General features: G+C 67.5%; 20 protein-coding genes. 6 read left to right on the forward strand and 14 right to left on the reverse strand.

Annotation, left to right across the window (positions count from 1 at the left end):
- Positions 1-132 precede the first annotated feature (132 nt).
- From K307_RS35755 to K307_RS35765, 3 genes are all read right to left on the reverse strand, one after another.
- Positions 133-456, reverse strand: a complete 324-nt coding sequence (locus tag K307_RS35755; protein WP_042885801.1) for a hypothetical protein — start codon at positions 454-456, stop codon at positions 133-135.
- Positions 457-679: 223 nt separating this feature from the next.
- Positions 680-1921, reverse strand: a complete 1242-nt coding sequence (locus K307_RS35760; protein ID WP_042885803.1) for an NAD(P)/FAD-dependent oxidoreductase — start codon at positions 1919-1921, stop codon at positions 680-682.
- Between the two features lie 221 nt (positions 1922-2142).
- Complete coding sequence (locus K307_RS35765; RefSeq protein ID WP_042885805.1) at positions 2143-3063, reverse strand: LysR substrate-binding domain-containing protein; 921 nt, start codon at positions 3061-3063, stop codon at positions 2143-2145.
- Positions 3064-3225: 162 nt separating this feature from the next.
- On the opposite strand from K307_RS35765, the gene K307_RS35770 reads away from it, so the two are divergent.
- From K307_RS35770 to K307_RS35795, 6 genes are all read left to right on the forward strand, one after another.
- The gene (locus K307_RS35770) at positions 3226-4221 is read left to right on the forward strand and encodes a Bug family tripartite tricarboxylate transporter substrate binding protein (protein WP_042885806.1); all 996 of its coding nucleotides are present in this window, start codon (positions 3226-3228) and stop codon (positions 4219-4221) included.
- A 62-nt stretch (positions 4222-4283) separates the two neighbouring features.
- A complete protein-coding gene (locus tag K307_RS35775; RefSeq protein WP_042885808.1) occupies positions 4284-5807 on the forward strand; it encodes an amidase in 1524 nt (507 codons plus the stop codon).
- Positions 5808-5954: 147 nt separating this feature from the next.
- Positions 5955-7142, forward strand: a complete 1188-nt coding sequence (locus tag K307_RS35780) for an iron-containing alcohol dehydrogenase (RefSeq protein WP_042885809.1) — start codon at positions 5955-5957, stop codon at positions 7140-7142.
- A 215-nt stretch (positions 7143-7357) separates the two neighbouring features.
- Positions 7358-8284, forward strand: a complete 927-nt coding sequence (locus K307_RS35785) for a LysR family transcriptional regulator (RefSeq protein WP_042885810.1) — start codon at positions 7358-7360, stop codon at positions 8282-8284.
- Between the two features lie 152 nt (positions 8285-8436).
- Positions 8437-11907: an adenylate/guanylate cyclase domain-containing protein gene (locus K307_RS35790; protein ID WP_042885811.1), complete on the forward strand. Its 3471-nt coding sequence runs from the start codon at positions 8437-8439 to the stop codon at positions 11905-11907.
- The gene (locus K307_RS35795) at positions 11904-12572 is read left to right on the forward strand and encodes a hypothetical protein (RefSeq protein WP_042885812.1); all 669 of its coding nucleotides are present in this window, start codon (positions 11904-11906) and stop codon (positions 12570-12572) included. The genes K307_RS35790 and K307_RS35795 overlap by 4 nt, the downstream gene beginning before the upstream one ends.
- Here the strand turns inward: K307_RS35795 and K307_RS35800 are convergent.
- From K307_RS35800 to K307_RS35845, 11 genes are all read right to left on the reverse strand, one after another.
- A complete protein-coding gene (locus tag K307_RS35800) occupies positions 12553-13584 on the reverse strand; it encodes a patatin-like phospholipase family protein (RefSeq protein WP_042885813.1) in 1032 nt (343 codons plus the stop codon). The genes K307_RS35795 and K307_RS35800 overlap by 20 nt on opposite strands.
- 182 nt (positions 13585-13766) lie before the next feature.
- On the reverse strand, positions 13767-14594 hold the full coding sequence (locus K307_RS35805) for a class I SAM-dependent methyltransferase (RefSeq protein ID WP_042885814.1): 828 nt from the start codon (positions 14592-14594) through the stop codon (positions 13767-13769).
- Positions 14595-14689: 95 nt separating this feature from the next.
- Entirely contained in the window at positions 14690-14932 is a 243-nt protein-coding gene (locus K307_RS35810; protein ID WP_042885815.1) for a hypothetical protein, read from the reverse strand.
- A gap of 143 nt (positions 14933-15075) precedes the next feature.
- Positions 15076-15420: a Na+/H+ antiporter subunit G gene (locus K307_RS35815; protein ID WP_042885816.1), complete on the reverse strand. Its 345-nt coding sequence runs from the start codon at positions 15418-15420 to the stop codon at positions 15076-15078.
- A 12-nt stretch (positions 15421-15432) separates the two neighbouring features.
- On the reverse strand, positions 15433-15705 hold the full coding sequence (locus K307_RS35820; RefSeq protein WP_022535229.1) for a K+/H+ antiporter subunit F: 273 nt from the start codon (positions 15703-15705) through the stop codon (positions 15433-15435).
- A complete protein-coding gene (locus K307_RS35825; RefSeq protein WP_042885817.1) occupies positions 15690-16193 on the reverse strand; it encodes a Na+/H+ antiporter subunit E in 504 nt (167 codons plus the stop codon). Before K307_RS35825 ends, K307_RS35820 begins: the two co-directional genes overlap by 16 nt.
- Positions 16194-16196: 3 nt before the next feature.
- A complete protein-coding gene (locus K307_RS35830; RefSeq protein WP_042885818.1) occupies positions 16197-17738 on the reverse strand; it encodes a monovalent cation/H+ antiporter subunit D in 1542 nt (513 codons plus the stop codon).
- Positions 17735-18103 (reverse strand): Na+/H+ antiporter subunit C, encoded by a 369-nt coding sequence (locus K307_RS35835; protein WP_042885819.1) that lies wholly within the window; start codon positions 18101-18103, stop codon positions 17735-17737. The genes K307_RS35830 and K307_RS35835 overlap by 4 nt, the downstream gene beginning before the upstream one ends.
- Positions 18103-20904 (reverse strand): monovalent cation/H+ antiporter subunit A, encoded by a 2802-nt coding sequence (locus K307_RS35840; RefSeq protein WP_042885820.1) that lies wholly within the window; start codon positions 20902-20904, stop codon positions 18103-18105. Before K307_RS35840 ends, K307_RS35835 begins: the two co-directional genes overlap by 1 nt.
- A gap of 312 nt (positions 20905-21216) precedes the next feature.
- Positions 21217-21576, reverse strand: coding sequence for an acyl-CoA-binding protein (locus K307_RS46880; protein WP_329955946.1), 360 nt, complete (start codon positions 21574-21576; stop codon positions 21217-21219).
- Entirely contained in the window at positions 21545-22360 is an 816-nt protein-coding gene (locus K307_RS35845; protein WP_051975317.1) for an IclR family transcriptional regulator, read from the reverse strand. The genes K307_RS46880 and K307_RS35845 overlap by 32 nt, the downstream gene beginning before the upstream one ends.
- Positions 22361-22412 lie beyond the last annotated feature (52 nt).

Genomic DNA, 22412 nt, shown 5'->3' on the forward strand with positions numbered 1-22412 from the left:
GGGCATTGAACAATGCCCTCGACGCGGCTGATGCAGCACTCCGCGAGCATAGCGCGTCGGCGGGCGACGCGCCATGACAGGCGCCGCAGCCGAGGGAAAACCTGTTGCTCCCCCGCGTCGAACGGGCTTACCTCACAACGGCCCCGGAAGCGCCTTCAGCCCAACCCACAGCACGCCAATGACGACATTGACCGGCACGCTGAGCACACACGGCACGTAGAACAGCGCGGACAACTCAGGCGCGCACAGCATCAGCTCGACCACGCCACCCAGTGCATAGAAGAACAGCCCGCACCAGAGCCACCGTCGCATATAGGTCAGCAGCCAGTGCGCGTGCGCCTGGTTGAAACGCCAGGCGACCGAGCGCTCGAGCAGGTTGCCGCGGCTGGCGTCCCGGAACAGCCAGCCGAAGAAGAAGTAGCGATACAGCATGGTGCGAAAGGCAAGTTCTTGCATGATGACTCCTTCAGCCGCGCCTGCCTGCAGTACTCAAGGCCTGTGTCAGAAGCGTTGCCGGAACCTGCTGTGCCAGAAGCGTCACCGCGGGGCGATGCAGGCAAGATACCGGCTCAATAAGCTCCAGCGTATCAAGGAAATCGCCGTGTCCGAAGCCCTCTGCGCTCGTCACCCTGTCCGCTTGCACGCAACCACCGATGCCAGGCGACGGCCTGGTTCCGTCTCAGCCCCCGAAGCGGATCGGGTCGTACGGCAAGGCATCGATATAGGGCACCTCCTCGTCTATCAGTTCGGCGAGCAGTCGCGCCGTGGCCGGGCCCAGCGTGAAGCCCTGGTGCGCATGCCCGAAGTTGAACCACAAGCCGGGATGGCGCGGCGCCCTGCCGACGATGGGCCGCATGTCCGCGACGCAGGGCCTGGCCCCCAGCCACGGCGTAGCCTCGACCGGTTCGCCAAGCCGCACCAGTTCGCTGGCGTAGCGTTCGGCCCGCAGCAACTGGACCGGCGTCGCCGGCGCTTCGTGGTGCGCGAATTCGGCACCCGTGGTCAGGCGCAGGCCGCGCTTCATGGGCGCCAGCATCAGGCCGTTCTCGGCATCGAGCAGCGGCAGTTTCGGCATCGGATCGGCCGCATAGTGGCGGTGGTATCCGCGCTTCACGAACAGCGGAAAACGGTAGCCGAGCGGCCGGGTCAACGCCGGCGCCCAAGGCCCAAGCGCGATCACCGCATGGGCCGCCGTGAGCGGCCCGTCGTCGGTTGCCACGGTCCAGCCAGTGCCCGTCTGCTTCAGCGTGGTGGCATCACCGCGGCGGATGGTGCCGCCCGCGTTTTCGAAGTACGTGGCGTAGCGGCTCACCAGCTCGCCGGGGTCGGCGATGGTCCAGGGGTCGCGCCAGTAGATCGCGCCGGCCATGGACCCGTGCAGCGCCGGCTCGGTGGCGGCAAGCCCTGCGCTGTCGAGAATCCGGCAATCGAGTCCGTGCAGCCGCGCGACCTCGGTGGCGTTGCGCGCCGCCTGCTCGAACGGCAGGTTGCGACGGTAACCCTGCAGCCATCCCGACCGGCTCACGAGGTCCTGGGCGCCGGCCAGCGTGAGCAGGCGTTCATGCTCGGTGAGGCAGTGGCGGATCAGTGCGCTATAGGCCGTCACCGTCCCGGCATACCGCGCAGGCGCCGATTCGCGCCAGTAGCGCGCCAGCGTCGGCAGCAGGCTCGCCAGCGCCCGCGGGTGGTAGTGGACATCGTTGCCCTGGCGGGTAATCACGCGCAGCACGGCCATCCACTCGCGCGGAAAGGCATAGGGCTGCACCGCTTCGCGCTGGATGATGCCCGCGTTGCCATACGAGGTTTCCCTGCCGGGTGCCTGCCGGTCGACCAGCACGACCGCATGCCCGCGCTGGCGCAGCGCCAGCGCCGTGCACACGCCGACCATGCCGGCGCCGAGTACCAGGATCTCCTTGGTCATGCCTGTATTCTGCCTTTTAAGAGAGGATCGGAGCGACGACCGGGATTTCATGTCAAGCCGGCATGCGGATTTTCGGGAGCGGCACGTGTGCGGTCGGGTCATGGCAAGCAGCAGGTCGGGGAAGGCAACGGCATCCCATGCCTGATTCTGCATTGCCGGCAGGGTCGGACGGAATATGCGGCGCGAGCAATTAATTGAATACATGATTGCCAATCCGGCAATCACGCCTCGCCAATCTGCGTAATGGCCGTGGCCAGGTGCTGGACGAACGCCCGCCCCGCGGGCGGCAGGTTGCGCCGGGCCAGTGTCTGGATCTCGACATAGCGCTCGTTCATTTCCCGGTCGCGCAACGGCACGGCGGCAATGGTGCCCGCCTTCAGCTGGCTCCGTACCGAGAGCTCCCCGTAGAAGGTGATCACCCCGCCCCCTGCTGCCGCGAATCCGAGCAGGGAATTCAGCTGGTTGCTGGAAAACACGGTCTGGTAGCTCAGCCCCTGGCGGCTGCAACTGGTGTCGAGCAACTGCCGCAACGAACTGTCCTTGGGCGGCAGCGCCAGCGGATGGGCGACGACCTGGGACAAGGAAAGCTGGCGCTGGCCCGCCAGCGGATGGTCCGGGGACATGACCGCGAGCACGGGCGCCGGATGGCGCAGTTCCACCTCGATATCCAGCTCCGGAAGCCCGCTCAGCGTGATGCCGACGTCGGCTTCGCCGTCGCGGATGCGCTTGGCAATGTCGCCCTGCGGGCAGACGTCCAGGTCGAAGCGGATGCCACCGTACTTTTCGCGGAAGCTCGCCGCCAGCGTCGGGATGAAATCGTGCGCCAGGCCTTCCACGCTCGCCAGGCGCACCTGCCCCACGCGCAGGCCGCGCAGCGCCTGGATATCCCCTGTGACGCGCTCGATGTCCTGCTGCGCCCGCTTGGCATGGGCAGCCAGCAACTCTCCCGCCGCGTTGGGGACGAGGCCCCGCGCCCGCCGGTCGAACAACAGGGTGTCGAGCTCGCTTTCCAGCTTGGCGATCTGCCGGCTGACCGCCGACGGCGCCACATTGAGCTTCAGGGCGGCGTCCTTGACCGAGCCGGTGCGCACGACCTCGAGGAAGTAGCGGACGGCGGTTTCCTGCAGGATGCGGTAGGACATGGTGGCTTGGGCAGGACACGGGGGACAAGGTCGATTCTATTGATTGCCGATTCGGCAATCAAGACTTCGAAACATTGCTACGATCTCACTCCGGATCGGTCGTACGATGGTGTCACGGCGTGCTGCTATGCACGTCGTCCTGCCACCTGCCGGAGCACCAATATGCGATCCCCCACCCACCGCGTCTTGTTCGTCCTGACGGCCTGCGGCCTCGCCGCCGGCGCTGCGCTGGCGCCGGCCGTTGCCGCCGCGCAAGGCAGCTATCCATCCAAGCCGATCCAGCTGATCCTGCCGTTTCCGCCAGGCGGCGCCACCGATGTGGTCGGGCGCGTGATTGCCAAGAAAATGGGCGAACGGCTTGGCCAGACTGTGGTGGTTGAAAACCGTCCCGGCGCCGGCACCGTCGTCGCGGCCAGCTATGTGGCCAAGTCCGCACCGGACGGCTACACGCTGATGGCGACTTCGGGTACCACGTTCACGGTCAATCCCGCGGTCTACGCGCGGCTGCCCTATGACCCGCAGAAGAACTTCGATCCGATCGGCCAGATTGGCTCGACCGGCCTGATCCTGCTGGCGAACCGCGACGTGCCCGTGAACACCCTCAAGGAGTTTGTCGCCGCGGCCAAGGCAGAGCCTGGCAAGTACTCGTACGGCTCGTTCGGCGCCGGCACCACGGCCCATTTCGCCGCGGAGCAGCTGCTGAACCTCACCGGCACCAAGCTGCTGCACGTGCCCTATAAGGGCAGCGCCCCTGCCATGACCGACCTGATCGGCGGCCAGATCCCATTCAGCGTGGACACCGTGGCCGCGGCGCTCCCGCAGCTCAAGGCCGGAAAGATCAAGGCCATCGCAGTCACCACGGCAAAGCGTTCGTCGCTGTTGCCGAATGTGCCGACCGTCGCCGAAGGCGGCTATCCCGGCATGGACGCCAGCACCTGGATCGCGCTGGTCGCGCCGCATGGCGTGCCGCCGGAGGTCAAGGCGAAGCTGGAAAAGGCGCTGGCCGAATCCGTCGCCGATCCGGCCACGCGCAAGCAGCTGACCGACAACGGCATCGAGCCCTCCTACGCGCCCGGCAAGCAGGTCAGCACCATGATCGAAAAGGAAATCCCGCAGATGCGCGCCATCGCGCAGCGCGCGAATATCAAGCTCGACTGACCTACAGACACAGACGCGGGCCGTCGGCGCCGGGACGGCGCGGCCCCGGAGATACTTATTCCATGAACGCCCAAGACAACCTGACCTCGGCTTCCGCGGTCGAACTTCGCCGCCTGATCGGCACCGGGGAGATCTCGCCGGTCGAACTGCTCGACGCTAGCATCGCCCGCATCGAGACCTACAACCCGCTCATCAACGCGATTACCGCAACCTGCTTCGAGCGCGCACGCGAAGAGGCGCGGCGCGCCGAGCAGGCGGTGCTGCGCCGCGAACCGCTGGGCCTGTTGCACGGGCTACCGCTGGGCGTCAAGGACCTGGAAGCCACCGAGGGCCTGCTTACCACCTATGGCTCGCCGCTGTACCGCAGCCATGTGCCCACCCAGGACAACGTGCTGGTATCGCGGCTGCGGGCGGCCGGCGCCGTCGTCGTCGGCAAGACCAATATCCCGGAAATGGGCGCCGGCGCGAACTCCCGCAATGCCGTCTGGGGCGCGACCGGCAATCCCTTCAACCCCAACCTCAACGCCGGCGGATCCTCCGGCGGCTCGGCCGCCGCGCTGGCCGCGGATTTCCTGCCGGTTTGCACGGGTTCGGACACCGGTGGCTCGCTGCGCATTCCCGCGGCCAAGTGTGGCGTGGTCGGATTCCGGCCCTCGCCGGGCGTGGTGCCCAACTCGCGCAAGCTGTTGGGCTGGACGCCTATCTCGGTGGTCGGCCCGATGGGGCGCACGGTCGCCGATGCCTGCCTGCAGCTCGCGGCTTCGGCGGGTGTGTCGGTCACCGATCCCCTGAGCTATGCGGTGGATGCCGCCGCCTTCGTCTCCCCGGCGCCTGTGGACCTGTCGTCCTTGCGGGTCGGCTGGACCGAGGACTTCGGCAGCTGCGCGGTGGACGACGGCATCCGCCGGGTGTTCCGCAGCAAGATCGCCGCAATGCAGCATCTGTTCAAGCGTTGCGATGAGGTGAGCTTCGATCTTGGCGATGTGCATCGCTGCTTCGACGTGCTGCGCGCGGAGAGCTTCGTCGCCGGCATGCACGAGGCCTACCAGCGTGATCCGGCCAGCCTGGGGCCGAACACGCGCGCCAATTACGAGATGGGCGCGAAGATGTCGCTGGTCGACAGCGCGTGGGCGCAGGCGGAGCAGAACCGCATCCTGCAGCGCTTCCAGCAAGCCTACGAGGAGTACGACCTGATCCTGTCGCCGACTACGCCGGTCTCGCCGTTCCCGTGGACCCGCCTGTTCGCGGAGACCATCAACGGGGAAAAGCAGGAGAACTACTACCGCTGGCTGGCCTTGACCTACGTCGTGACCCTGACCACGCACCCCGCCATCTCGCTGCCGTGCGGCACCGACGAGCTCGGCATGCCGTTCGGGCTGCAGGTGACCGGCCGCTTCCGCGCCGACGTGCAAACGTTGGGCGCGGCGCAGGCGATGGAAACGGCCTTTGCCGGCTCGGCGGCGTTGCGCCGTCCCGTGCCCGACCTGGCCTCGCTCAAGCCGGCCTCGCCCGCGCTGCGTTCCATTGTCACGGCGCCGCCGGTCTTCAACGCAGGGGCGCATCGGGAGGGCGTTTCCGCTGTATAGCTGGCGCGACGCAACGCAGTGCCTGCCATCGTGGTTCGCGATGGCAGGCTCTCGAACCACTGTTTTTCAGCCGGCTTGCCGCCGGTCATCATTTGGCCATCCCCAGCACCGCCCGCGTCCGCGCGGCACAGCACAAAGGAAAGCCAAATGGAGACTGTCGAACAGAAGCCCGGTCGTTACCGGTTCACCGGCCACGAGCGTGTCCTTCACAACGTATCGGCGCCAGACGCCCTACCCGGCGTCCTGTCGCTGCTCGGCTACAGCCGCGTGTTCATCGTGTGCTCCCGGTCGATACACACAAAGACCTCCTTCATTGACCAGCTGAAGGCTCGGCTGGGCGACCAGATCGTCGGCCTGACCGATGACGTCGGCGAGCATTCGCCATTGTCCAATGTGCTGAAGGCGGCTCGCGCCGCCCGCGATGCGCGCGCCGATGTCCTGCTCTCGGTCGGCGGCGGCTCCGTCATGGACATGTGCAAGGCGATGCAGCTTTGCATCTCAGAGGGCGCCTACGACCGGGAAAGCATGCTGGCGCTGCAATTCGTGTTGTCCGAAGACGGCACGGAAATGCTGACCACATCGCACGCACCGGCGGCCATTCGCCAGATCGCGATTCCGACGACGCTGGCCACCTCGGAATGGACACCGGTCAGTACGCCTGTCGATGACGAGACCCGACTCAAGGCACGCTTCGTGGTGCCGGATGGCTCGCCCCAGGCGATCCTCTACGACCCTGTCCTGCTGCAGCAGACCCCCACGCGCCTGCTGATGTCGACCGGCATCCGCGGGCTCGATCACGCCATCAATACGGCCTGCTCTTCCGCCACCCATCCGTTTGCCAGCCTGCTTGCGGAGAAGGCGATCCAGCTCTATATGCAGAACCTGCCGAAACTGCGCGACACGAGGCAGCGGGATCCCTTCACGCAATGCCAGCTCGCCACCTGGTACACGGGCATGGGCCAGATGTCCGTGCCCCACGGATTCAGCCATTGGATGGTGCATATCGCCGGGCCGTATGGCGGCATCGCGCACAGCGATGCGGCCTGCGTGCTGATGCTGGCACAGGCGAAATGGCTCGAAGGCACGGCCACGTTGCAGCATGACCGCCTGCGCGCCGCCCTCGGACAACCCGGAAGGCCGTTCCATGACATCCTGCGCGATCTGCTCGTGGAACTGGGCATGCCGACCACGCTCGGTGACCTTGGCCTCACCAGGGCGCGGGTGGAGAGCATGATCGGCCCGGCGCTGGAGCATCCGATGGTGACGCGCAACAACCTTCGGCCGATCACGGCCGAGGCTGACCTGCGGGCTGTACTTGAGCTGGCCTGGCAATGACAATCGTCGGCCAACACCTTCCCTGCTCTCAGGCCTGAAGCCTTCCGACAAGGAAGAAACGGCCGGCGCAGACGGGCACTGGCTGTGCGAGTCATCACGCGGGTGTCAGGCAAGCAACCAAGCGGATTGTGCCGTCGCATGGGACGATGGCACAATCCGCTTGCCCCCATCCCTGGAACCGGGGTGCCGGCTCCACGCCCTGCTTTCTTCCTGCCATGAGGATCGATCCAGTTTCGCTCAGGCTGTTCCTTGCCGTGTCCGAGCTCGGCACGATCGCGGCCGCCGCGGAGCGCGAGCATATCGCCGCCTCTGCCGTCAGCAAGCGCATCAGCGATCTCGAGGCGCTGCTGAGCACGCAGTTGCTGGAGCGCAGCAATAAGGGCATCTTCCCCACGCCGGCAGGCATCGCGCTGCAGAATTTGTCGCGCGGCATCGTCAACGACCTCGACAATGTCGCGACGAGGATGCGGGAGTACGCCAGCGGCACGCGGGGCCTGGTGCGCATCTATGCCAACGTTTCCTCCATCGCCCAGTTTCTCCCGGCAGACCTGCAGGGCTTTATCGAGAAGTATCCCGACGTACAGCTGCAACTCGAGGAGCGGATCAGCACCGCGATCCTGCGCGGCGTGGCAGAGAACGCCGCCGACATCGGCTGCTATGCGGACCTGGGCGGGCACCAGCATGACGTCATTACCCTGCCGTACCGGGAGGACCAGCTCGTCGTGGTCGTCCCAAAGGGAAGCCCGCTCAGCCGGCGCAAGACGCTGAGCACAGCGGAACTGCTGGCGCACCACCTGATTGGCCTGCAGACCGGCAGCTATATCAACCTGCAGTTGCAGCGCATCGCCGGCGAGCTCGGGGTGCCGGTGAAGTTCCGCATGCAGGTCAACAGCTATGACGCCGTATGCCTGATGGTGGAGTCCAGCATGGGCATCGGCATTCTCCCCGTCAGCCTTGCCAGGCGCTATGCCAGGACGCTGGGCATTCGCGCCATCGGCCTCGATGCACCATGGGCGCAACGCAGGCTGAACCTGTGCATTCGCTCCTACGATGGTCTTCCCGTGGCGGCCCGGCTGCTGGTGGACCACCTGTGCCCGGCGGCGCGGTCGATCGCCGCTGGCGCCAAGCCACCCGCCGCCTAGTCCGCAGTCGCCCGGCGCCCGGGTACCGCCAACGCCGCAACAGCGCCCCTCGGTCTTGCCGGCGCACTGGCGGGACGCCTTGCCACCCCAGCCGATTGTGCGTCTAATAGTGTGAGTACCGTCGACGTGACCAATGCTCGCCAGGAGCCGAAATGCGCTGCACAAGTTGCGGTTTCGCGAACCTCGCAGGCGCCAACTTCTGTGAGGAATGCGGGGCCCGGCTTGTCCGCGTCTGCCCGCAGTGCGGCGCGGAGGCCACTCCCGCCGCCAAGTTCTGCCGTGCGTGCGGCTTTGCACTGGCCGACGCGCCCTCCGCTGCCCCATCCTCGGTACCGCCCGGGCCCGCAGCCCCGGCACCCGTCCACTACACCCCACCCCACCTCGCCGAACGCATCCTTGCCGAAAAAGCCGCCATGGAAGCCCGCGGCGAGGCCGCCGGCGAACGCAAGACCATCACCGCGCTGTTCGCCGACATGGCTGGTTCGACTGCGCTGACGCAGGACCTCGACCCCGAGGACACGCGCCGCCTGATCGACCCCGTCGTCACGCTGATGATGGAGGCCGTCCACCATTATGAAGGCTACGTCGCCAAGTTCCTGGGCGACGGCATCCTGGCCCTGTTCGGTGCCCCCATCGCCCACGAAGACCATGCCTTGCGCGCGCTGTACGCGGCGCTGCGGATGCAGGACGCGATGCATCGGCACAGCGACCGGGTGCGGCTCGAGCAAGGCATCCCGCTGCAGATCCGGATCGGCATCCATACCGGCGAGGTGGTGGTGCGCTCGATCCGCAAGGATGACCTGCATACCGACTACGATCCGGTCGGGCACACCATCCATATCGCCTCGCGCATGGAAGGGATCGCCACGCCGGCGTCGATCCTGGTGAGCGAATCGACCCACAAGCTGACCGAAGGCTACTTCGAGTTCACGGCGCTGGGCACCACGCATGTCAAGGGCGTGCGGGAGCCGCTGGCGGTGTATGAGGTGGTCGGCCTCGGGGCCTTGCGCACGCGCCTGCAGGTTGCGGCGCACCGTGGCCTGGCCCGTTTCGTTGGGCGCCACGCGGAACTGGAGCATCTGCACGATGCCCTCGAGCAAGCCAAGGCGGGCAACGGGCGCATCGTCGCGGTGGTCGGCGAGGCCGGCGTTGGCAAATCCCGCCTGTTCCACGAGTTCAAGGTCAGGTCGCAGCAAGGCTGCCTGGCGCTGGAGACCTTCTCGGTGTCGCACGGCAAGGCCTTTGCCTACCTGCCGCTGATCGAGCTGCTGAAGAACTATTTCCAGATCACGGCGCAGGACGGCGACCGCAGTTGCCGCGAGAAGGTGACTGGCAAACTGCTGACGCTCGATCGTTCGCTGGAAGACCACCTGCCCTACCTGCTCTACCTGATGGGGACGGTAGAGTCCGGCTCGCCATTGCCGACCATGGACCCGGCGATCCGGCGCCAGCGGACCTTCGACGCCATCGCGCGCCTGCTGGTCCGGGAGAGCCTCAACCAGCCGCTGCAGGTGATCTTTGAAGACCTGCAATGGCTGGACGGTGAGACCGAGGCCTTCCTCAACATGCTGATCGGCCATGTGCCGGGCGCGCGGATCCTGCTGCTGGTCAATTACCGGCCGGAGTATGTCCACCACTGGGATGCCGGCGAGCCTTACTCGCAGCTGCAGTTGCAACCGCTGGGACCGGCCGAGGCACAGGGACTGCTGACCGCGCTGCTCGGCGACGACCACAGCCTGGTGCCGCTGAAGCGGCTGATCCTAGACAAGACCGAAGGCAACCCGTTCTTCATGGAAGAAGTGGTGCAGACCCTGGTCGAGGAAGGGGCTCTGCTCGGCCCGCCCGGCTGCTACCGCATCGAGAAGGCGCCCGCCCTGCTCCATATCCCGACCACCGTGCAGGGCGTGCTGGCCGCGCGTATAGACCGGCTGCCGCTGGCCCAGAAGGAGCTGCTGCAGACGCTGGCCGTGATCGGCAAGGAATTCCCGCTGAGCCTGATCCTGCGCGTCAGCGGCCTGGAGGAAGACAAGCTGCGCCCGCTGCTGGCCGACCTGCAGGCGGCGGATTTCATCTACGAGCGCCCGGCGTTCCCGGAGGTCGAATACGCGTTCAAGCATGCCCTGACCCAGGAGGTCGCCGGCAACTCGCTGCTCAGCGAGCAGCGCAGCGCGCTGCATGAAAGCACCGCGCAGGCCATCGAGGTCATCTTCCACGGCCGCCTCAAGGACTACTGCAGCGAGCTGGCGCACCACTACAGCCACAGCGGCAATATCCCCAAGGCGGTCGAATACCTGCACTGCGCCGGCCAGCAGGCGCTGCACCGCTCGGCGCAGGCGGAGGCGATCCTGCACCTGAGCACGGCGATCGAGCTGCTCAAGCGGCAGCCCGACAATGCCGAACGCGCGCGCCTGGAGCTGACGCTGCTGCTCGCGCTCGGGCCGGCGCTGATGGCCGCGCGCGGCCAGGCCTCGGCGGAAGTGGAGGCCAATTACCGGCGCGCGCTGGCCTTGTGCGAGCAAGGCAAGCAGACGCCGTATGTGTTCTCGGCGCAGTTGGGCCTGTGGGCGTTCTACCAGCTGCGCGCCCAATACCAGGTCTCGCTGCCCTTGGGCAAGCGGCTGCTCGGCCTGGCGATGAAGTCGCAGAAGCCCAATCAGCTCGCCGAGGGCCATCGCGTGCTGGGCGCCACGCTGCTCCGCCTCGGCAAGCTCGATGCCGCGCGCATGCATATGCAGCAGGTGCTCGCCGTGCAGCACCCTGACGAGAAAGGGTATGACTTCCTGATGGGCTATGGCCGCGACCCGGCCGTCCACGCGACCAGCACGCTGAGCTGGATCCTGTGGTACCTCGGCCATCCGGACCAATCCCACGAGACCAGCCAGCGGGCGCTGGTCATGGCCCGCGAGCGCCCGGATGTCTACAACCTGGCGCTCTGCCTGGTGTTTGCTGCTCAACTGCACCATTGCCGGCGCGAGCCGCAACTGACCCGCGAGTACGCCGAGGCGGCCATCGCGATTTCCGGGGAGCAGGGATTTCCGATCCACCTGGCGTGGGGCCACGTGCTGCAGGGCTGGGCGCTGGCCCGGATGGGAAGCCACCAGGAAGGCATCGCGCTGATACGCCAGGGCCTTGCCGCCTACGAGGCCACTGGTGCGACACTGGGCGTGCCGAACCTGCTGGCCCTCCTTGCCGATGCCTATGGCAATGCGGGCCAGACCGCGGCCGCGCTGGACGCGCTTGCCCGGGCACAAGCGCTCGTGCAAGAGAATGGCGAACGGCTCGATGAAGCCACCCTGCACCGGCTCAGGGGAGACATGCTGCTGCAACTGCAGGCCGAACGCCCCGGCCAGACCGCTTCTTGCGATGAGGCCGAAGCCTGCTTCCACCGGGCCATCGCGGTCGCCCGCGAACAGGGTGCCAGGCCGCTGGAACTGCAGGCCACGCTGAGCCTGGCGCGCCTGTGGCAGCAACAAGGCAAGGCCGACGCGGCGCGCCAGGCGCTGGCACAGATCCACGCCAGCTTCAGTGAGGGCACCGATACCGCGGACTGGCAACAGGCGCAGGCGCTGCTCGCAGCGCTTGCCGGCAAGGACGCCAATGCCCCGAGGCCTGCGCGCGCATGACACCCATCCAAGCCCGCCACCTGGAAGACCGCTTTCTCGCCCTGTGGACGCGTTCGGGCGGCACGCACGCGCAAAGAGCCTTTGCCGACCTGGCCCGCTACTATGCCCAGCCGACCCGGCACTACCACACGCTCGACCACGTGCGCCGCTGCCTGCGCGACCTGGACTGGGCAGGAAGCGCGATCCCCGATGGCGACGTCGACGCCGTCGAGCTGGCGCTGTGGTGCCACGATGTCATCTATGTGCCCGGCGCGACCGACAACGAGCAACGCAGCGCCGAGTGGATCCGGCACTGGTCGGCGGGCGGCATTGTGGCCGAGGAGCGTATCGCCGGCCTGATCCTGGAAACCACGCACGCCGACATCCCCGCGAGCCTGGCTGGGCGCTTCACCGCCGACATCGACCTGGCGGCACTGGGCAGCAGCCGCGCCCGCTTCCACCAGAACGGCGTCAACCTGCGGGCCGAGCGCACCGACCTGGATGACGCGGCCTATGACGCCGCCGAACGGGCCTTCCTGCGCGCGCTGCTGGACAGCCCCCGCATCTACCATACCGACCTGTTCCACGCGCGCTATGAAGACCAGGCGCGCGCCAACCTGGCGTGGCGGCTGGCGCAGCCTGGGCCGCCGCAGGCAGCGGCCCCGCTTACAGGAACTCCGCGCTGATATCGATGCTGGAGCGCTGGCCGACGCTGTCGTAGTGCTGCTCCAGCCACCTGCCCGCCTCCGCCCTGCCCTGGTCGCGCAGGTAGCAAAGGAAATTCCAGTCGGCGTTGTACTTGGTCGAGACGCCCAGCGCCGCCATGGTCTCGTCAGACCGGATCGAGTGGATCCACATCTCCTTCATCTCGCTGCCATCGAGCTTGCCCTGCCGGATCAGCGAGGTCACGAAGGCAATGGCGCGCATCTCCCGCATCAGCGATGAGTTGAAGCTGACCTCGTTGACGCGGTTGAGGATTTCCGCGGCCGTGCGCGGCACGCCGCGACGCACGATCGGGTTGATGTGGACGATCACGACATCGCGGGTCTGGCAGTGGTAGATCAGCGGATAGATCGCCGGGTTGCCGACGTAGCCGCCGTCCCAGTAGTGCTGGCCATCGATGCTGACCGCCTGGAACAGCGTGGGCACGCAGGCCGAGGCCAGGACGGCGTCGATGCTCAGTTCTTCCGGCGGGAAGATGCGTATCCGCCCCGTCTCGATATTGGTGGCGCACAGGTACAGCTGGATCGGGCAATGCTCGCGCAGGGCCGCGAAGTCGACCTGGCTGCCCAGCACGTCGCGCAGCGGATTCAGGTTGTTGGGATTGAACTGGTATGGCGACAGGATGCGCAACGCGATGTCGGCCATCGCATACAACGGGGAATGATTCAGGCCCAGGGTATGGCTGCCCCTGAGCCATGGCATCCAGCGCAACGGGCTGTACCGCAGCGCGGAACGCGCGATGGCGAGCCAGAAGTCATGCAAGGCCTCGCGCGCGCCGTCGCTGCCGCCCTGCAACAGCCCGTACGCGAGCACGACACCGTTCATGGCGCCGGCGCTGGTGGCGCTCACGCCCTCGATTGCCAGCCGGCCGTCCTCTAGCAGCCGGTCGAGCACGCCCCAGGTAAAGGCGCCATGCATGCCGCCGCCCTGCAGGGCAAGCGCCACTGGCTTTTGTTCTGCGGGCTCCCGCTCCATACGATCTTCCCTTCTCTTGCCATTCCAGGCCCAGGTATCCTATTGAGCGCTGGCAGGTAGGCATTGGCCTGCGGCGGCACAGTGGGCGCTGTTCCGCCTTGATCAAGTGTAGGGAAAGAACCCGCTCGTGGTCAGCACGGCAATGTCCGCATGGACAGCTGCCGCACGTCCCTCGCAACGCTTCAACTCGTGGAGGCGGCTACCACCACCACATGCGCCTGTATCGGACCGGCCACGAGCCCGGTGCCGTAGGCCTGGATCAGCGCCTGCTCGCAGTGATCGGTGGCGCGCGATACGGCGTCCGGCCCGCGCGCTTCCAGGTCGGCGCGTAGCGGCGTGCCCTGGCAGAACGCCACCGCGGGGATGCGGGCCGAAGCGGCCTGGCTGGTGGCGGTGACCGTCTCGAACACCGGCGGCGCCGTGAAACCGCCATGGCGCAGGTCCTGCTCGATGGTGACCTGGCTATGGTAGCCGTAGGGCACGCGCACCATGAACTCGGGCGGCGACTCGGGAAACAGCGCGGCGAGTGCCGCCGTGATATCGCGGGCGAAGGCGTTGAACTCGATCCGGTCCCAGACGTTGAAGACCAGCGTCCCGCCCGGCACCAGCATACGCCGGGCCTCGGCAAAGGCCCTGGCCTTGTCCGGGAAGAACATCACGCCGAACTGGCAGGCCACCAGGTCGAAGCTGGCATCGTCGAACGGCAACGCCATGGCGTCGGCTTCGCGCCAGATCACAGGGCGGCCGGTGCCAACCGCTTGCGCGCGGGTCAGCATCGGCGGATTCAGGTCGGTGGCGACGATCAGGGTATCCGCCGGCAGCCGCCGCGTTAGTTCCCGCGTCACCACGCCGGTGCCCGCGGCCAGTTCCAGCACGCGGCGCGGTTCCAGCGCGGCAATGCGCGCCGCCAGGTCGGCGGCATATGGCGCAAAGATCATGGGCACCATCAAGGTCTCATAGATGCCCGGAATCGGCCCTGCGAAGATCTTGTCCGATTGTTGCATGCCCATGGGATCCCCCTGCCACGGCTTGAAATGCCGGTGTCGCCTGACTGGGTGTAGGACAGATTGCGATGAATGTAAACGGAAGGCCCGGCCGGCATTGGTTATGGCCGGGGGGTGGTTCCCTGCAGCTGTTCGCTCGCCAGCGTCAGTATGCGCAGCGTCTCGTCGAACACCGGCAGCGCTTCATCGCGCCCCGGCGCGTCCGCCGGCAAGGCGTCGCGGTCGGCGGTGACGCCGCGGATCATCTGGTCGATAAAGCCGGGGCGCGTTGCCTCGGTACGCTGCAGCAGCATATGCAGCAGGTAGACGCAGGCGCCAAGGCGCGGATCTTGCGGGGATGGCATGGGTTCGTCTCCTGTCGATGGCTTCCGGATAGCCGGGATGCAGTATGGCGCCGGCGCTTGCAGAAAGTACAGGGCAAAGGCAGTGCGATGATCCGTATCGGCATCTCCGGCTGGCCGACCGGCTGACCAAAAAAATAATCCTGCTACGCCTTGATCCGCGGCAGCCAGCCGCTGCCCCGCGTACGCGGATCCACCGGCAACTGGCGCTGCAGCGCGGCCTTGGCCAGCAAATGCGCGCTGATCGGCGCGGTCAGGAACAGAAACGCGGTCACCAGCAACTCATGCAGGCTGGCATCCCCGCGAAAGCTGAAATACGCCACCGAGGCCAGCACCACGCCGCCCACGCCGAGCGTGGTCGACTTGGTCGGCCCGTGCAGCCGCATAAAGAAGTCGGGCAGCCGGAACAGCCCGATGGCCCCCACCAGCATGAACACGCTGCCAACCAGCAGCAGTGCGCAAACCACGAATTCCGCAACCGGATGCAGCATCTCCCGGCCCTCCTAGTATTCGATGATGTCGCCGCGCTGCAGGTACTTGGACAGCGCCACGGTGCCGACAAAGCCCATCACCGCGATCAGCAGCGCCGCCTCGAAGAACATCGCCGACTCCAGGCGAATGCCGAGCAGCACGATCAGCGCGATCGCGTTGATATTGAGCGTATCCAGCGCCACGATGCGGTCCGGCAGGCTGGGCCCGCGCAGCAGGCGCGCCAGCGTCAGCAGGAAGGCCAGGCCCAGGAGCACCAGGCACACCGGGATCACGATGGCAAGCATTGGAAGATCTCCTTCAACGGGGTTTCATAGCGCGACTTGATGCGTTCGACCAGTGCGGCCTCTTCTTCCAGGTCGAGCACGTGGACCAGCAGCGCGCGGCGGTCGTCGCTGAGTTCGGCGCAAAGCGTGCCGGGGCTCAGCGAGACGATACTGATCAGCGCGGTGGTGGCAAGCTCATGCTCGACGTCCAGCGGCACCACGATAAACGCCGGCCGCAGGCGCGCGGTGCGCCCCAGCACCAGGATCGCCACTTCCACGTTGGCCATCACGATATCGATCAGCACATGGATGCTGAGCCGCAGGATCAGGTCTGGACGCGACAGCCGGAAGGCGCCCAGCACCAGCCAGCGGTCAGCGAGCCGGCCGATGGCCCAGCCCAGCAACGCGCCCAGCAGCCAGTGCCCGGGGGCGATGCTGTTGGATAGCATCAGCCACATGACCAGCAGGATCAGGCTCAGCCAGGGATGGGGCAGCAGGCGGCGCAGCATGGCCTACTTCCCCTGCCCGGGCAGCACCGCCCGCAGGTAGGCGCCACGGTCCAGCAGCTGTGCGGCGGCGTCCGCCGCGTATTCGCTGACCGGCCGCGCCCACACCGTCAGCGCCACGTTGCCCGCCAGCAGCAGCGCGCAGCAGGCGAGCTTGCGCGGATCCGGCCGCACCCGGCCGCGCGCGGCGGCGGGATGGTCTTCATCGAGATACTCGTCGCCTTCCGGTACGCCCCTGGCCTCATGCGGCAACCGCCACAGCAGCCGCGTGCCGGTGCGCGACACGGCGATCAGCAGCAGCAGGCCCGATACCAGCACCGCGGGCCACAGTGCTGGAATCCACGGCGGCGGTGTGGCAAGCAGGATCATGGTCTTGCCGAGGAAGCCCGACAGCGGGGGCAGCCCCACGGCTGCCACCACCCCGACCAGGTACAGCAGCCCCGCCAGCCGCGAGGCGATGACGGGCAAGCCATCCTCGCGCGGCTGCTCCGGTTCCAGCGCATCGGCCAGCAGGAACAAGCCGGCGGTGCACAGCGTGGTGCTGAGCAGGTAGTACATCGCCCCCGCCCAGCCGGCCTGGGTCTGCATCGCCACGCAGGCCGACAGCAGGCCGACCGACGCCACCACCAGGTAGCTGGTCATCGCGCGCAGCCCCCTGGCGGCCACGGCCCCGATCGCGCCGATGGCCAGCGTCACCAGCGCCAGCGGGAAGACCCAGTCATGCAGGAACGGCCCCAGCAGCCCCTGCGGCCCGCCAAAGATCAGCGCATCACAGCGCAGCATGGCGTAGATGCCGACCTTGGTCATGATGGCGAACAGCGCCGCCACCGGGCCGGTGGCGCTCGCATACGCGCGCGGCAGCCAGAAATACAGCGGGAACAGCGCGGCCTTGAGCGCGAACACCAGCATCAGCATCGCGCCGGCCGCCACCGCCAGCGGCAGGTCCTGCGGCAGCAGGACCGACAGGCGCAGGCCAAGGTGCGCCATGTTGAGCGTGCCGGACAAGCCGTACAGCACGCCGATGGCCACCAGGAAGAACGAGGACGCCACCAGATTCAGGATCACGTAATGCAAGCCGGCACCGATGCGCGCGCGTCCCGCGCCGTGCACCAGCAGCGCGTAGGACGCGATCAGCAGGATTTCAAAGAAGACGAACAGGTTGAACAGGTCGCCGGCGAGGAAGGCCCCGTTCAGCCCCATCAGCTGGAACTGGAACAGCGCATGGAAATGCCGGCCCTGCCGCGCCATGCCGTCGCCTGCAGCCGCCAGCGCGGCGACGGCCAGCACCGCGGTCAGCATCAGCATCATCGCGCCGGTGCGGTCGAGCTGCAGCACGATGCCGAACGGCGCGGCCCAGTTGCCGGCCGCATAGACCGCGATCTCGCCGGTGGCCGCCTGGCGCACCAGCGTGACCGCCAGCGGCACCAGCAGCAGCGTGGCCAGCCCGCATACGATCCGCTGCGCGCGCAGGCGCTGGGCCGGCATCGCGGTCAGCAACGCGCCGGCCAGCATGGGCACCACGATGGGCAGCAGCACGGCGTGGTTCATGGCCGCGGCTCCTGCCTGTCGCCCGCCTCGTCCTGTGATTCCGGCCGGCTGGCAGCGTCGACGTGATCGCTGCCGGTGAGTCCCAGCGAGCGCAGCGCCAGCACCACCGCAAACGCCGTCATGCCGAAGGCGATCACGATGGCGGTCAGCACCAGCGCCTGCGGCAGCGGATCGGCATAGCTGGCGCCAGGCACGATCACCGGCGGCCGCCCGATCGACAAGCGCCCCATGCCGAGCAGGAACAGGCTGACCGCATACGACAGCAGCGTCAGCCCCAGCACCACGTTGAACACGCGCTCGCGCAGCAGCAGGTAGATGCCGCAGGCGGTCAGGATGCCGATCGTGATGGCGTAGAGGGCGGCCATCAGGCATCCTCCTCGGCGCGCGCCGGCGGCAGGTTGCGCACGCCCAGGTGCGAGACGATGACCAGCGTGGTGCCGGTCACGGTGCAGAAGACACCGAGGTCGAAAATCATCGCGGTCGCCAGCTCCACCTCGCCGATGCCTGGGATATGAAAATGCCCGAACGCCGTGGTCAGGAACGGATAGCCGAAGGCCAGGCTGCCCAGCCCGGTCAGCCCCGCCAGCAGAATGCCGCCGCCGGCGATGGCGCGATAGTCCGGCGCGATGCGCGCCTCGGTCCAGCGCACCCCGTTGGCCACGTATTGGAGCAACAGCGCCACCGAGGTGATCAGCGCGGCGACAAAGCCGCCGCCCGGCAGGTTGTGGCCGCGCAGCAGGATAAAGACCGCCACCAGCAAAGTCAGCGGCAGCATCAGCCGCGCCAGCATCGCCAGCAGCAGCGGATGCGCCTGGCTGGTCCACGGCAGGCCGTCGGGCGCGGCCGACGGCGTCGGCAGCCGCATGCCCCTGAGCAGCGCCTGCACCGCCAGCCCGGCGACCAGCAGCACGCAGATCTCGCCCATGGTGTCGAAGCCGCGGAAATCCACCAGCAGCACGTTGACCACGTTGTGCCCGCCGCCGGGCACGGCTTGCTCGATATAGAAGGCGGAAACCGGGTCGTACGGCCGCGTCATCACGGCATAGGCGGCCACCGCCAGCAAGGTGCCGCCACCCAGCGACAGCACCACGTCGCGCACGCGTTTGGAATGGCCCTGGCGCTCAGGCGTTTCGCGCGGCAGGTAGAACAGTGCCAGCACCAGCAGCAGGATGGTCACCACCTCCACGGAGATCTGCGTCAGCGCCAAGTCCGGTGCCGAGAAACGCAGGAACACCAGCGACACCATCAGTCCGCATCCGCCCAGCAGCACCAGCGCCATCATGCGTTGCCCGCGCGCGGCCACCACCGCCACGGCCAGCAAGGCAAGCAGCGCCAGCGCGGCGGCGCCCATCGGGTCGAGCGCCCCGGCGCCGACGCTGCCGGCCAGGGTCTCCAGGTCGAGCAAAAAGTACGCCGGCACGGCCAGCAGCGCCAGCAGCATCCAGCTGATATAGGCCTGCAGCGAGCCGCTTTCCAGCCAGCGCGTGACGGCCGTGGCAAAGCGTTCCAGCGCGCGCATGCCGCTTTCAAAGGAGCGGCGCGCATTCAGGTGCTCGATGCCCTGCTGCCAGCGCCGCAGCGCATCGCGGCGCAGGAAGAACAGCGCCGCGCCGCCCGTCATCGACACCAGGCTCATCGCCAGCGGCAGGTTGACGCCGTGCCACAGGTTCAGGCTGTACGGCGGCAGCGGCGCGCGCAGCGTGGCCAGCGAGGCCGCCGCCAGCAGGTTGCCCACCGTATAGGCCGGCACCAGCCCGACCACCAGGCAGATCACTACCAGCAGTTCCACCGGCACTTTCATGAAGCGCGGCGGTTCATGGGGCGGGTAGTTGGGCACGTCGGGGCGCAAGCCGCCAAAGAACACCCCGTAGATAAAGCGCAGCGAATACGCCATCGTCATCGCGCCGGCCAGCGTGGCGGCAGCGGGGATGACCCAGTTGAACTCGCCCAGCAGGCCCTGCGCCAGCGTTTCGCCGAAGAACATTTCCTTGCTCAGGAAGCCGTTGAACAGCGGCACGCCCGCCATCGACAGCGACGCTACGATGGCCAGCACCGCGGTATGCGGCATGTAGTGCGCCAGCCCGTGCAGGCGGTCCAGGTCGCGCGTGCCGGTTTCATGGTCGATGATGCCCGCGGCCATGAACAGCGACGCCTTGAACACCGCGTGGTTGATGATGTGGAAGATCGCCGCCACCGTGCTGAGCTGGGTATCGAGCCCGAACAGCAGCGTGATCAGCCCCAGGTGGCTGATGGTGGAATACGCCAGCAGCCCCTTCAGGTCGCGCTGCAGCAGCGCCATGCCGGCGCCGAAGATCAGCGTGGCGAGGCCGGTCATGCTGACCAGGTAGAACCAGCCGTTGGTGCCGTCCAGCACCGGGTACAGCCGCGCCAGCAGGAACACCCCGGCCTTGACCATGGTGGCCGAGTGCAGGTAGGCCGAGACCGGCGTGGGCGCGGCCATCGCCTGCGGCAGCCAGAAGCTGAACGGGAATTGCGCCGACTTGGTGAACGCCGCCAGCAGGATCAGCACCAGCATCGGCGTGTAGAGGGGATGGCGCTGCACCTTGCCGGCCTGCGCCAGCACCTCGGACAGATCGAAGCTGCCGCAGATATGGCCCAGCAGCAGCACCCCGGCCAGCAGCGCCAGCCCCCCGCCGCCGGTGACGGCCAGGGCCATGCGCGCGCCCTGGCGGGCATCGGCGCGCCACGACCAGAAGCCGATCAGCAGGAACGACATGATGCTGGTCAGTTCCCAGAACACGACCAGCAACAGCAGGTTGGCGGCCAGCACCACGCCCAGCATCGCCGCCATGAACACCAGCAGCAGGCAGAAGAAGCGCACCGCGGATTCATTGCGCGCCAGGTAGTAGCGCGCGTAGAAGATCACCAGCAGCCCCACGCCGATTACCAGCAGCGCGAACAGGTAGGCCAGGCCATCCAGGCGCAGCGACAGGTCCAGCCCCAGCGCGGGCAGCCATTTCATGCGCCAGCCCAGCGCATGGCCGGGGTTGTCGAAGACCGCGCCGCGCAGGCGCAGCAACAGCACCAGCGCAGCCAGCGGAAATCCCACAATCACCGGCGCTATCAGCCGCGGCGCGCGCATGCCGATCGCCCACGTCAGCGCCGCGGCAACAAGGGGCAGCGCGATCAGCAGCACCAGCACCATGGGTGCGGCCTCAGCGGTGGCCGGGGGCGGGCCCTGCCGGTACCCGCATGGCGGCGCCAGGGCGGGCCGGCGTTTCTTTCCTGGCAACTACAGCGACGGCAACGGCGGTCATCGGCAAAGTCCTGTAGGGGGGAGCATACCCCCTACTGTCCGGATTCTGGGGGTATCGCGCAAGTCATGCGTGGAAGTTTGCCCGCCGCGCGAAAAAATTCATCGCCCTGCAAGAGAAACTGAAAACGCGCCGCCGCCCCGGGCCGCGCGGCAGCGTCGGCGCGTACTACGGCTGCGGTGTTCACCGGCAACTGTGGGCCGTCAGGCGGACTTCAGGCGGATTGGGTCTGCGCCGACTTGAGCTGGTTGACCAGCACCACGTAGTCGCGCATGGCCTGCTCGCGCGCCAGCCCGCGGCGCGCGTCCTAGGCGTCGTACTTGGCGCGGCCGACCTCGTCCATCATGGGGCCGCTTGCCACTGACGTCGCCGACGCTGCCCTGCTTGTAGAGCGCGTACAGTGCCAGCAGCGTTTCGTTGTCGGGCGCGTGGCGCAGCGTCTTCGACAGCGCCACGGCCTCAGCCATGCGCGGGTTCCGGCGTGGCTCGCCGCAGCAGCGCAGCCACCTGCTCGACCTTTCCGTCGGCGCCTTAGTCTGCCACGCCCAGCGCGCCCTCGACATTGCGCACCAGGCTGACCAGGCGCGGCCCGACGTCGTCTTCCATCTGCTTGCTCTGCTGGCTGAACACCGGCACCGAAGCGGCAAAGATCCACGCCTCGCCGTCGCGGCGCGTGCGCATCGGCACGGCAATGGATTCCACCTCGCGGTGCAGGTCGCGGTGGCCGCGGCAGAAACCGTGCTGATCCAGGTCGAGGGCGGCGTCGGCCAGCCGCTCGCGCAACCAGTCGGCGCGCTGCGGCTCGGTGGCCGCCAGTTGGTCGACATAGGCCTCGCGCTCGGGCTCGCTCATCATCAACAGGTAGCTGCGCCCGGACGCGGTGCGGGAGACCGATACCCGCGTGCCGGCCTCCGGCCGGAATACATGGCTGCCCACGCCCTGGGCGATTTCCACATAGGTCAGCGTGTTGCCATAGCCGACGATCAGCTCGACCTGCCCGGCAATATGGTCGGCCAGTTCCTGCATCTGCGGCCGCGCCAGCTGGCGCACGGTCATGCGCGCCAGTGCCGGCGCGGCCAGGTTGACCAGGCCCACCCCTGCCACGTAGCGCGACAGTCGCTCGGAATAGCGCAGCAGGCCCAGCTCGCACAGCGTGTCCAGCAGCCGGAACAGCGTTGGCTTGGCCAGGCCGGTGCGCTCCATCAGCTCGCGGCTGCTCAGTTCCTGCACCGTCGGCGAGAAGCAGTTGAGGATGGAGATGCCGCGCGCCAGGGCGCTGACGAGGCGTGCCTCGCCGTCGGGATCGGCGGGCGTCGGGGTCAGGGAAGCTTGTGGTGCATTAGCCATATTAGAGCCTTCGGCCGGAATTTTTTGATACCAGCGTCTCAAAACCCGGATG

The organism is Cupriavidus necator A5-1, assembly GCF_000744095.1.
Classification (GTDB): Bacteria; Pseudomonadota; Gammaproteobacteria; order Burkholderiales; family Burkholderiaceae; genus Cupriavidus; species Cupriavidus necator_A.